This window comes from Cellvibrio sp. PSBB023, assembly GCF_002007605.1.
Taxonomy (GTDB): domain Bacteria; phylum Pseudomonadota; class Gammaproteobacteria; order Pseudomonadales; family Cellvibrionaceae; genus Cellvibrio.
This window is the reverse complement of record NZ_CP019799.1, coordinates 1,724,691-1,736,962: the sequence shown is the minus strand read 5'-3', so window position 1 is coordinate 1,736,962 and position 12,272 is coordinate 1,724,691. Positions and strand designations below refer to the sequence as shown.

The following is a 12,272-nucleotide window of genomic DNA, read 5'->3' as shown; positions in this document are numbered from 1 at the left end:
ATATGAACGTTTTTGCTCGATTTTTTACCGGCCTGTTAGTCCTACTTTCAGTCGTCGCATATGCCGCCGACGATCAGGCGGCCGCACAACTGCGCAAGCAACTTGATGTCATGAACACTTTGCAGGGTGACTTTGTGCAAACCACTTACGACAAAGCCGGGGTAGAGCAAGAGCGTAGCAGCGGTAATTTTATGCTGATGCGTCCGGGAAAGTTTTACTGGAAAACCCTGGAGCCTATGCCACAACTATTGGTTTCCAATAACAAAACCATCTGGCTGTATGACCCGGATCTGGAAACCGTCAATATCCGCGAGTTTACCGATGACCTGCGCGAAACACCGGCCTTATTATTAAGTGCAGATATAGCGCAACTGCGTAAAAACTTTTCCGTTGCCCGTACCGCAAAAGACGCCGATACAGAACAATACACTCTCACGCCCAAGGTAACTGATGGTATGTTCCAGCAGCTCACTCTGGTCTTTAAGTCCGGGCAATTGGCTGAATTTGCGATTCAGGACAGCTTGGGACAACTGACCCGTTGTGTGCTGGGTAATGTGCAGCGCAATGTGGCATTGCCGGAAGAAAATTTCTTCTTTGTTCCGCCGGAAGGCGTTGAAATTCTGAATGATTAAACCTTGAGCTGACACCCTATCCCATGGATCTTTTTGCCAGCAGTGCTCCCGCCTATCAACCCCTTGCCGCGCGTATGCGCCCGCGCAATCTGGATGACTACATAGGTCAGGAACACCTGCTCAGTGCCGGCAAGCCGCTGCGTGAAGCCATTACCCGCGGTCAATTGCACTCGATGATTTTGTGGGGGCCGCCCGGTGTTGGCAAAACATCGCTTGCCAAACTGTTTGCAGAGCAGGCGGACGCACGTTTTGAAACCCTGTCAGCGGTGCTGTCGGGTGTAAAAGAAATTCGCGCCGCTGTTGCCGCTGCCCAACAAGAGCGTATTTCCACTCGCCGTAAAACCATTTTATTTGTCGATGAAGTGCATCGCTTTAATAAATCCCAGCAGGATGCATTCTTGCCCTACGTGGAAGACGGCACCTTTATTTTTATTGGCGCCACCACCGAGAATCCATCCTTTGAATTAAACAACGCGCTCTTATCGCGCTGTCGCGTTTATGTGCTGCGCGGTTTGCAGCCGGAACAATTAAGAGATGTGCTATTGCAAGCACTCCAGGATAAAACCCGTGGTTTGGGTGAACAGGACATCCGTATTCCCGATGATACCCTGATGACACTGGCCCAAGCCGCTGACGGCGATGCGCGCAAAGCCTTAAACCTGTTGGAAATTGCAGCAGACCTTGCCAATGAAGTTGATGATCATAAAATCATTAATGATGAGGTGATCGCCGAAGTATTGGCGAGTGACGTGCGCCGTTTTGATAAGGGTGGCGACATTTTTTACGAGCAAATATCGGCACTGCATAAATCCGTGCGTGGCTCATCGCCCGATGGTGCATTGTATTGGCTGGCGCGGATGCTCGACGGCGGCTGCGATCCGCTCTATATCGCTCGCCGTGTCGTACGTATGGCCAGCGAGGATATAGGCAATGCCGACCCGCGTGCACTGCCACTGTGCCTATCCGCGTGGGATGTGCAAGAGCGTCTCGGCAGCCCCGAAGGGCAGTTGGCCATCGCCCAAGCGGTGGTTTATTTGGCCTGCGCACCTAAAAGTAATGCTGTGTATAATGCGTTCAATCAAGCCATGGCAGATGTGCGCAGCCAGCCCGCGTTCGATGTTCCCATGCATTTACGCAATGCCCCCACCAAGCTAATGAAAAACATGGATTACGGTGCAGAATATCGCTACGCCCATGATGAGCCGGGTGCTTATGCGGCGGGTGAAAATTATTTGCCGGAAGATATTGCGCACACGCGTTATTATCAACCGGTAGAGCGCGGATTGGAGTTAAAAATTCAGGAAAAGCTGGCGCACCTACGCGAGTTGGATAAACAAAGTAAAAAGAAGCGCTATAAAAAATAGAGAATCTGAAAAAATGATGCAGTGGTTGGCAATCGCATTAGGTGGCGCACTCGGGTCTGTTCTCAGATTCGCCGCGGTAAGCTATCTAACGCCACTGTTTGGTTTTCGTTTTCCACTGGGCACGTTTGCGGTCAATATTGTCGGGTCTTTTTTAATCGGCGTCGCTTACGTTTTGTTGGTGGAAAAAACTACCTTGCCAGTCGAATGGCGCTTATTTTTTATTACCGGGCTGCTGGGTGGCTTTACGACCTTCTCGGCGTTCTCGTTGGAAATGTTGCAACTGTGGCAAACAGGGCATGTTGTTAACGCGCTAGTCTATGCCAGCAGCTCAGTCATTATCGGGTTATTAATGGCACTTCTCGGAATGGCATTGACCCAAAAAATCGTTTAATGATCCTTTAACTTTATATAGAAAATTACTCATCATGTTAGATTCAAAATTGCTTCGCACCGCTACCGAACAGGTTGCTCAAGGGTTGGCCAAACGTGGCTATGTGTTGGATGTTGCCAAAATCCAGGCATTGGAAGAAACCCGCAAGGCTATTCAAATAAAAACAGAAAACCTGCAAAGTGAGCGCAATTCTATTTCCAAAGGTATCGGCAAAGCCAAACAGGCCGGTGAAGATGTTGCGCCTATGATGCAGGCGGTGGAAAACATCAAGCAAGAACTGGTGAGTGCAGAAGCGGAGCTGACAAAAATTCAAGCGGAGTGGGATGACTTTGTAAAAGCGATTCCCAACGTACCTGCCGATGAAGTTCCCGAAGGCAAAAGCGACGAAGATAATATCGAGATTCGCCGCTGGGGTATGCCACGTAGTTTTCATTTCCCTATTAAAGATCACGTCGATTTAGGCGCTGAACTCGGTGGGCTGGATTTTGAAGTCGCCACCAAAATCACCGGCACTCGTTTTGCTGTATTGCGTGGCGGCGTTGCGCGTTTGCATCGCGCATTAGCGCAATTTATGTTGGACACACATATTAACCAACATGGTTATGAAGAGGTGAATGTTCCGTTTATTGTTAATCGCGATTCACTCTTCGGCACTGGTCAGTTGCCCAAGTTTGAAGAAGACTTATTCAAGCTGACGGATGATCGCGAGTTTTATTTGATCCCCACGGCAGAAGTTCCAGTGACCAATATTTATCGCGATGACATTGTCGATGAATCGCAACTGCCAATTAAATTGGTGTGCCACTCTCCCTGTTTCCGTTCAGAAGCTGGCAGTTATGGTCGTGATACCCGCGGCATGATTCGCCAGCATCAATTTGAAAAAGTGGAACTGGTGAAGTTTGTGCGCCCTGAGGAATCCGATGCAGCATTGGAAGCCTTGGTTGGTCATGCGGAAACGATTTTGCAACAGCTTGGCTTGCCTCATCGCACCGTCATTTTGTGTGGTGGCGACATCGGCTTTTCAGCTGCCAAAACCTATGACATTGAAGTATGGGTGCCTTCGCAAGATAAGTATCGTGAGATTTCTTCCTGCAGCAGCTTCCGCGATTTCCAGGCGCGCCGCATGATGGCTCGCTTCCGTAACAAGGAAACCGGCAAGCCTGAATTGCTGCACACCTTAAACGGTTCGGGTCTGGCCATCGGCCGCACCTTGCTCGCTGTGCTGGAAAACTATCAGCAAGAAGATGGCAGCGTTATAGTGCCAGAAGTACTGCGGCCTTATATGGGTGGGTTGGAGTTACTAATACCTGCTAAAAAATAGGAAAAAGGTGGGCGATGCCCACCTTTTTTATTTCTGCAGTATCTTTTTTGTATTCATCTGAGTCTTGTTTCAACTCTGGCATTAGCATAGTGTCTAATAAAACTGTGTAGATTTTTTTATGGAATATTTCCCCGTCTTTCTCGATTTAAAAAACCGTCTGTGCTTATTGGTGGGTGGTGGTGATATTGCGACGCGCAAAGGGCGATTGCTCTCCAAGGCGGGTGCGCGTTTGCGGGTGGTTGCGCCGGACATTTCCAGCGAGTTGCGTGAGCTGGTTGCGCAAAATAATGGCGAACTGCATGAGCGCGAATATCAAACCAGTGATTTGGATGATTGTGTCATCGCCATTGCCGCGACCGATATTGAAACGCTGAATGAGCAGATTTCTACCGATGCAAAAGCGCGCAACTTGCCAGTAAACGTAGTGGATAGTCCGGCGTTATGCACTTATATCACCCCTGCGATTATTGATCGCTCCCCCTTGGTAATTGCAATTTCCAGCGGCGGTGAGTCGCCCGTATTAGCGCGATTAATTCGCGCGAAATTAGAAACCTTGATTCCAATTAGCTACGGACGCCTTGCCCAAATTGCCAGTAGTTGGCGTGACCGTGTTAAAGCGCGCTTTGATGATGGTGATAGTCGTCGCCGGTTTTGGGAGAAAATCCTGCAAGGTCCGGCTGCTGAGTTGGCGCTAAATGGTCAGGATGCTGCCGCTGAACATGTCATTGCCACGGAAATTGCAAAAGAAGATCAGACAATCACCCAAGGGGAAGTGTATTTGGTGGGCGGAGGACCTGGTGATCCGGAATTGCTAACCCTGCGTGCACTACGTTTGATGCAGCAGGCCGATGTAGTGCTTTACGACCGCTTGGTGTCAGAGGGTGTGATGGAATTGGTTCGTCGCGATGCTGAACGCATTTATGTAGGAAAGCGTCGCAGTGAGCATGCTATGCAGCAGGAAAATATCAACCAATTGTTGGTTGATTTGGCGAAAGAAGGCAAACGTGTTTTACGTTTGAAAGGGGGAGACCCTTTTATTTTTGGGCGCGGTGGTGAAGAGATCGAGCTGCTGGCGCAAAACAATATTCCTTTTCAGGTAGTGCCGGGTATTACGGCGGCCTCAGGTTGTTCGGCCTATGCTGGTATTCCACTTACCCATCGCGACTACGCACAATCGGTGCGTTTCGTAACGGGGCATTTAAAGTCGGACAATACCAACCTGCAGTGGCCTGAATTGGCAAATCCAACCCAGACGCTGGTGTTTTATATGGGCTTGGTGGGGTTAAAAGAAATTTGCGAGTCGCTAATTAGTCATGGTCGCTCACCGCAAACACCGGTGGCGTTGATTGAAAAGGGAACCACACAGGAACAGCGCGTGTTGATTGCAGATTTGCTATCAATTGCTGATGTGGTTGCTGCCAATGATGTGCATGCACCGACATTGTTTATTGTGGGTGAAGTGGTGAAGTTACACGATAGTTTAAAGTGGTTTAACCCCGCGCATTAAATCAGCAGAGCCGCCCTTGTTGATTGCAAGGGCGGCGTTGTTGTTAGTGTGTGCTGGATGAAGGTTTGGTTTTTATCCAGGAGATCAACACCGAACCACCAATTAATAACGCAACGGTTGCCAGTGATATGCCAATCGGGATTTTGTAAATATCGATCAACAACATTTTTATACCAATAAATACCAGCACCAGGGCCAAGCCGTATTTGATATAGGCAAAACGGTCAGCGACATCCGCTAATAAAAAGTACATGGCTCGCAAACCGAGAATCGCAAAGATATTGGATGTGAGTACGATGAATGGATCTGAGGTGATTGCAAAAATAGCCGGGATCGAATCCACCGCAAAAATAATGTCTGAAATTTCCACCATGATGAGCACTAAAAATAAAGGCGTCATCAGCTTTACACCGTTTATCACAACAAAGAAACGCTCGCCTTCCAAGTGGTCGCTAATGGCAAAATGTCGCTTGAACCAATTGAGTAAGGGGTTGTTATTGAGATCCATTTCTTTATCGGCCATCCACCACATTTTTATACCGGTAATTAACAGGAATGCACCAAATACATAAAGCAGCCAATGGAAGTGGGCGAGTAACCAGACACCGGCAAAAATCATAATCGTGCGCAATACAATGGCACCGAGTACGCCGTAAGTCAGTACCCGTTTTTGCAGCTCTAGCGGAATGGCAAAAAAGTTAAATAACATCAGCCACACGAACACATTATCCACGGCAAGTGATTTTTCAATCAGATAGCCGGTCAAGTATTCCATGGTTTTGGTAGTGGCAAATTCCCGTGTGTAGTGCACATCCAGATACCACCATAAGCCAGCACCAAAACTCAGGGCGAGCCCGACCCATACCAGCGACCAGGAGGCGGCCTCCTTCAGTGACACGCGGTGTTGTTTACCACCGCCGACAAAAATTAAATCAATAGCGAGGGCCAGAAAAACAATCGCAAAAAACGCTAACCACATCCACCAGGTGCCGATGGATTGAATAGCGCTTGTGGATTGCTCGGCTGTTTGCAGTGCATTTGCCAAGCCGGCTTCGGCATTGGCGAGGGAGGAAAACGCGAGAAGGTTTAACATAGATAGCTCCGTCAACATGAGTATAGGTAACACAATGACGGGCAAATTCAGGGTGTACGAAGGCCATTTGTCATTGCGACAAAGGTCTCGTTTACAAGGTAATGCCTTGCCCGCGCGACCGGAGCTGTGACTCGTATTGACGACCTGCGCGGTGATAACTACTCCCCTTCGTGCTGGCGAGTATAAAAGACTGGATGCCGGGGTCAAGCACTTAGTGCGTTGGTTATCTGTGGATTTTTTTAGTTGAAATGTGATCTTGGTGTCAGTTTTTAGGGTAATTGCCTCTTAAGGTTAAAGAGTGAGTGATTTATGCCGATAAATTGACTGTAGTTCGCAAATCCAGGTGTACTCATGGTTTATCTAGGTCCAATCCAGCCACGTCCGGTATCGGTTAAAGCGCCGAGTCGTCTTTCCGCAACGACGGCGGTGAGTGCCTATGCCAGCGAGAACAAGCGGCAGGAGCGCTCTGCCGGGCTTGATGCCATAGGCCCACCCGGAGGGGTGGAGCGCCGTAAACAGGATCGTCGCCACAAGGCGGGTCAGCCAATGGTAGAAACCCGTGCGGGGCGGGATCGCCGCAAAGCCCCGCAAACGACCATTAATATCTCTATTTAAATCATCCCTGGAAGGTAACAACCTGTACCGGTACTGATTTAAAGGCCGGTGTTTTACTGCGTGGATCATGCTTGGTTGCAATCAGCACATTGGCTTCCGGGTAATACGCCAGCAGGTTGCCGCGCGGCACATCAAACGCAAATACTTTAACGTCCTTCATTTCGCCTTGTGGCGATGTCAATGTGACAGCATCACCAACCGCAATACCCAGTGCGTGTATATCTTCCTTATTCATTAACACCGACCAGCGTGTATTTGTACCGCGATAGGAATCGGTCTCTTCATAAATAATCGAATTAAATTGCCCTTCGCTGCGAATACTCGCCAGGACAAAAGGGTAATCCTGACTGGCGACGGCATTGGGTAATGGGCTAGTTTGGAACTGCGCTTTTCCGTTTTCTGTTTTAAATGTTGGTGTGTCGAACAAGCGGTTTTTAATGGTGAACTCTTGCTTGGTGGAGGCTATATCTTTTAATTCACCCAGTCCGGGAATTGTGGCGGCAATGGCGGCGCGGATGGAGTCGTGTTGTTTTAATTGGGTAAAGTCGAGTGGAGAGTTGGGCAATAAGCGTTTGCCTAATTCGCACAAAATTTCCACTTCCGGTTTGACGTTATGCAGGCGATCAATGCCGCCATCACTTAAGCGCACATAATTAAACATGGATTCCTGTGTTGTGGGTTGCCATTCCTCATCCCGTGCGGTCACCGGTAAAATTAATGCTTCACTGGTTTCCATGCCTGTGACATGTCCTAGATTCAAGGTGGTGGTTAAATAGACTTTGAAGGGAATCTTGTCGAGCGCTTCCTGTGCCCATTGGCTATTGGGTGTTGCTGCAAATAAATTGCCGCCCATAATCAACGCCGCGTCCATATTGCCTGCATGCGCTGCACTTAAACAGGCGAGTGTATCCATGCCTTCACGGCGCGGTAATTGTGCGCCGGTATGTTGTTCCAGTTGCTGTAATACATCGTCTGCCAATACCGGTTTTACACCCACGGTTCCTATGCCTTGTACATTGCTGTGGCCGCGTAGCGGCAATAAACCGGCGGCGGGCTTGCCCAGCATACCGCGCAGTAAGGCAAGGTTAGCAATGGCCTCTACATTTTCCACGCCGTGTAAATGGTGGGTAATGCCCATGCCCCAGGCAAAAATCGCGCGTTCTGCAGTAGCGTAGGCGGTGGCGAGGTGATGGATTTTTTCTTGCTCAATTCCGCAATGTTGCGTGATGGTTTGCCAGGAGGTGTTATCAATATCCTGTTTAAAGGTAGCAAAATTATCCGTGTGTTCTGCAATAAAATGCGCATCAATTTGCTGCGTTTCCAATAGGGCTTTGGCGATACCTTTTAACAGGGCAAGGTCGCTACCGATCTTGGGCTGCACATATTCGGATGCAATCCAGGTGCCGCCAGTCAGCATGGATTTAGCACTTTTGGGTACCGCAAAACGCACCAGGCCCGGCTCTTTGGCGGGGTTGATAACAATCACTTGACCGCCGCGTTCGCGACAGTTTTTTAACTGATGTACAAAGCGCGGGTGATTGGATGATGGGTTGGCACCTATCACAAAAATACAATCGCAGTTGCCCACATCTTCCAGCGACACAGTTGCAGTTCCCGTACCGATCACATTGTACAGTCCGACACCGGTAGCCTGATGGCAGTAGTAGGAGCAGTTGTTGACATTGTTGGTGCCATAAAGCCGTGCGAGTAATTGCAATACAAATCCTGCCTCATTGGAGGAGCGACCTGAAGAATAAAAAAATGTGCGGTCAGCGTGGGTAGCGGCAAAGCTGCGTGCCATTTTGTCCAGCGCAAATTCCCAGCTGACGGGTGTGTATTTATTGCCATCGGCTGATTTAAACAGCGGTGTATTCAAGCGGCCCAAGTGTTCAATTTCATAGGCGCTGAGTTGTTTGAAATCATCCAGTGTATGGGCAAATAAATCCTCGGGAATGGGCGCTTGAATATCGGTCGATTGCGCTTGAATACTTTTATTGCAGACAGAGGGAAACTCATCCTTTTCATTGGTCATGCCGCCGCGTTGGCCACCCATGCCCAAGCCGCAAGCCTTGCAGGTGTTTTTGCTATTGAGCGCTTTGGCGGAGTTGAGTAAACCAATGCGCGCCACGGTTTTTAAGGTGTAGAGCACCTTCTTGGGGCCGCCGCCTACTATGGTGATAGGGTCTGCAGGGGTTGAATGGGTAGTGGACATAATGGGGTGCCAGTGTCGGTGAATATGATTGGAGGGTAGGGCGGATTTCCCGCTATTGCAATACGTTAAATCACGGCTTTCTTGTAGAATCGGTCTGGTCCAGTCACCCATTTTGCGGATTTAAATCCATGCCCCACATTTTGATTCTTGAGGATGAGCCCTCCATCGCTGAAAGCCTGGTGTTTGTGCTGCAGGCGGAGGGGTTCAACACCCACTGGGAAACCCTGGCGAGCAAGGCGCTGGCGCATCTGTCAGAACAGCCTGTTGATTTGGTGATTATGGACGTAGGGTTGCCCGATATGACCGGCTTTGAAGCCTGCAAGCAGCTACGCAAGCTTTCCGAGGTTCCGGTGATGTTTCTTACGGCTCGCGGCGATGAGTTGGATCGCGTTGTCGGGCTGGAAATCGGAGCGGATGATTATGTGGTAAAGCCATTTAGCCCACGGGAAGTGGCTGCCAGGGTTAAAGCCATTTTAAAGCGCACTCGACAGGTACAAACGCCAGCGGTTGTCGATTCAACCATCACATCGGATAGGGCGGAATTTGCAATAGACCATGATCGCAAAACCATCGCCTACCAGCAGCAATTGCTGCAACTAACACGCTATGAATATTGTTTGTTGGCGACGCTGCTGGCGCAACCGGGGCGGGTGTTTAGTCGCGAGCAATTACTCACAGCGGCAGGTGTCACGGTGGATGCCGGGTATGATCGCAGTATTGATAGCCATATAAAAACCCTGCGCGCCAAATTACGCCAGATAAATCCTGCCGCAGAACCCATTAAAACCCAGCGCGGTTTTGGCTATTGCTATCAACCGGAATCGCATTAATGTCGCTGAGTTTACGCATTTTTATTATTTACATGCTGTTTGTGGCGCTCTGCAGTTATTTTGTGCTGCGCACTGTTATGGAAGAAATTCGCCCGGGCGTTCGTCAAACTACCGAGGAAACACTGGTCGACACCGCCAATTTACTCGCGGAGTTTCTGCGCGAGCCCATGTTGAACAAGCAAATCAATAATGATTTTTATGCGGATATTTTCCGAGCTTATGGACAGCGAACGCCGAATGCCAACATTTGGGGTGTGAATAAATTTGCAGTCAATCACCGTATTTATGTTACTGACAGCAAGGGCATTGTGTTGTTGGATTCCAAAAACATTGCAGTAGGCCAGGACTATTCCCGTTGGAACGATGTGTATTTAACCCTGCAGGGAAAATACGGCGCGCGTTCATCCCATGAAGTGGAGGGTGATGAGCGCACCAGCATTATGTATGTGGCAGCACCGATTAAGCACGGTGATGACATTATTGGTGTGGTGTCGGTTGCCAAGCCCAATCGCAGTGTGCAGCCGTTTATTGATCGCACCCAACAGCGATTGGGTCTGTTGGCGGGCGGGTTAATATTGCTCGGGTTATTGAGTGGCGCTGTATTTTCCTGGTGGTTAAGCCGTGAATTACGCAAATTGCGCGAATATGCAGTGAATGTCAGTCAAGGCGCACGTGCCAGTATTCCGCAGGGGCGAATCGCCAGCGGTGAGCTGCGGCAATTGGCGCAAGCGCTGGAATCCATGCGCACTGAGTTGGATGGCAAAGCCTATATTGAGCGCTATGTGCAAACCTTGGCACATGAATTGAAGAGTCCGCTGGCGGGTATTCGCGCTGCCGCTGAACTATTGCAGACGCCTTTATTACAAGCACCGGAAAACCAGCAGCAGCGCCAGCGTTTCATTAGCAATATCGACAGCGAAAGTTTGCGCTTGCAGCATTTAATTGAGCGCTTGCTAAACCTGGCATTGGTTGAGCAGCAACAGAGCCTGCATGATCCACAGCTCGTCGACCTCAATGCCTTGTGCGATGAATTGATCAGCAACCACATGGCGCGCATTGCACAGCAATCACTGCAGATCCATAAGGATTACGCGCCCTCATCCTGGGTCACTGGCGAAATGTTTTTGTTGCGTCAGGCCATTAACAACCTGCTGGAAAATGCGTTGGACTTTACACCACAAGGCGGCATTATTCGCCTGCAAACCCTCAGGCAGGGCGACAGCCTGCAGTTATCCATTTGCAATCAAGGCGAACCCATTCCTGAATTTGCATTTGCGCGCTTAACGGAACGGTTTTTTTCACTGCCACGTCCGCAAACTGGCAAAAAAAGCACGGGGCTTGGTTTGAATTTTGTACAGGAGGTAATGACTCTTCACAAAGGGGAATTATCCATTGTGAATCTAGCGTCCATATCGCCTGCTGTGCAGCAGGCTGGTGTTCAAGTGGTATTGAGTTTTACGGCGCCGTGAGTGTGCGCTTAAAAATACAATTATTTACATCTTTCATTGGCGTAAAAAAATAAGCTCCAGCGTTTATAAAAATGATCCCGGTTGCGTTGGCTTTTATGCCAGTGGCCGTCGCTGGAGTTGAAAGAATGCTGTCACCCTTCAAAATACTGTTTGCTGCTGTTGTGCTTTTATCGCTTACCGCCTGTAAGGATTTGTTGTCCAAGCCGCTGTCCAGCGTCAATGTGCCGGAGTCTCCCAGGTCACTGGTTGGCGATTGGTTAAGTGAAGATGGCACAAAGCAACTGCGTATTGCCAAGGCGGGCAATCAGGACTGGTATAACTTTAGCTACACAGAGGACACCAAAAAAACAGAGGGCCGGTTTGTTGTGGCTTACTTCAAACACCGCATGGTGTTTAATGTTGACTTGGCCAGTGTGCGCATTAATACACGCCCCGTTGTGAATTCTGAGATGCCGGTGTACATGTTATTTGGTGCAATCGCTGACGATGATGAGCTGCGCATATCGCCAGCGCAAATGGATAAGTTTGAAAAGCATTTTGCCAAGTACTTTTTTGCCTCGCCGATGAATACCAGTGCGTTATGCAAGCAGACTGAAGAAATCTGTGCGAGTAGTTTTGAGTCGGGCAATTTGCTGTTGTCCAAGCGCATGCGCAAATTTAACGACGAATTTGCCAAAAAATACCGCACTATTTTCCCCAGTAAACATCAGGTGGTATTTAATCGCAGGTAACTTCTGATTAGTCTCCCTTTTTAGCAACACCGTTTCCTGGCTGATGCAGCGCACTGCCGGGAAATGGTGAACGCTATACAATCTCCACATACTCTTCACACAAGCTT

General features: G+C 49.2%; 11 protein-coding genes. 9 read left to right on the top strand and 2 right to left on the bottom strand.

The window, feature by feature from the left end; all coding sequences use genetic code 11:
* Nucleotides 1-2 precede the first annotated feature (2 nt).
* The 5 genes from lolA (at nucleotide 3) to cysG (ending at nucleotide 5,215) form a co-directional block, all read left to right on the top strand.
* A complete protein-coding gene (gene lolA / locus B0D95_RS07785; protein WP_078043367.1) occupies nucleotides 3-632 on the top strand; it encodes an outer membrane lipoprotein chaperone LolA in 630 nt (209 codons plus the stop codon).
* Nucleotides 633-655: 23 nt separating this feature from the next.
* The gene (locus B0D95_RS07780) at nucleotides 656-1,996 is read left to right on the top strand and encodes a replication-associated recombination protein A (RefSeq protein ID WP_078043366.1); all 1,341 of its coding nucleotides are present in this window, start codon (nucleotides 656-658) and stop codon (nucleotides 1,994-1,996) included.
* Between the two features lie 13 nt (nucleotides 1,997-2,009).
* Nucleotides 2,010-2,387: a fluoride efflux transporter CrcB gene (crcB, locus tag B0D95_RS07775; RefSeq protein WP_246841754.1), complete on the top strand. Its 378-nt coding sequence runs from the start codon at nucleotides 2,010-2,012 to the stop codon at nucleotides 2,385-2,387.
* A gap of 34 nt (nucleotides 2,388-2,421) precedes the next feature.
* Nucleotides 2,422-3,708 (top strand): serine--tRNA ligase, encoded by a 1,287-nt coding sequence (serS, locus tag B0D95_RS07770; protein WP_078043365.1) that lies wholly within the window; start codon nucleotides 2,422-2,424, stop codon nucleotides 3,706-3,708.
* A 118-nt stretch (nucleotides 3,709-3,826) separates the two neighbouring features.
* Nucleotides 3,827-5,215, top strand: coding sequence for a siroheme synthase CysG (gene cysG, locus B0D95_RS07765; protein WP_078043364.1), 1,389 nt, complete (start codon nucleotides 3,827-3,829; stop codon nucleotides 5,213-5,215).
* 43 nt (nucleotides 5,216-5,258) lie between these two features.
* Here cysG and B0D95_RS07760 read toward each other — a convergent pair whose 3' ends face one another.
* On the bottom strand, nucleotides 5,259-6,308 hold the full coding sequence (locus B0D95_RS07760) for a TerC family protein (RefSeq protein WP_305763984.1): 1,050 nt from the start codon (nucleotides 6,306-6,308) through the stop codon (nucleotides 5,259-5,261).
* A gap of 351 nt (nucleotides 6,309-6,659) precedes the next feature.
* Between B0D95_RS07760 and B0D95_RS07755 the strand changes: the two genes are divergently transcribed.
* Entirely contained in the window at nucleotides 6,660-6,923 is a 264-nt protein-coding gene (locus B0D95_RS07755) for a hypothetical protein (RefSeq protein WP_078043363.1), read from the top strand.
* A 1-nt stretch (nucleotide 6,924) separates the two neighbouring features.
* Here the strand turns inward: B0D95_RS07755 and B0D95_RS07750 are convergent, their stop codons facing one another.
* On the bottom strand, nucleotides 6,925-9,135 hold the full coding sequence (locus tag B0D95_RS07750; protein ID WP_078043362.1) for an FdhF/YdeP family oxidoreductase: 2,211 nt from the start codon (nucleotides 9,133-9,135) through the stop codon (nucleotides 6,925-6,927).
* A gap of 128 nt (nucleotides 9,136-9,263) precedes the next feature.
* Here B0D95_RS07750 and creB point away from each other — a divergent pair, with 128 nt between their 5' ends.
* The 3 genes from creB (at nucleotide 9,264) to B0D95_RS07735 (ending at nucleotide 12,165) form a co-directional block, all read left to right on the top strand.
* Complete coding sequence (creB, locus tag B0D95_RS07745; RefSeq protein ID WP_078043361.1) at nucleotides 9,264-9,965, top strand: two-component system response regulator CreB; 702 nt, start codon at nucleotides 9,264-9,266, stop codon at nucleotides 9,963-9,965.
* Complete coding sequence (gene creC / locus B0D95_RS07740; protein ID WP_078043360.1) at nucleotides 9,965-11,434, top strand: two-component system sensor histidine kinase CreC; 1,470 nt, start codon at nucleotides 9,965-9,967, stop codon at nucleotides 11,432-11,434. Before creB ends, creC begins: the two co-directional genes overlap by 1 nt.
* Nucleotides 11,435-11,559: 125 nt before the next feature.
* Nucleotides 11,560-12,165 carry a hypothetical protein gene (locus B0D95_RS07735; protein WP_078043359.1) on the top strand — a complete coding sequence of 202 codons (606 nt, stop codon included), beginning with the start codon at nucleotides 11,560-11,562 and terminating at the stop codon, nucleotides 12,163-12,165.
* Nucleotides 12,166-12,272 lie beyond the last annotated feature (107 nt).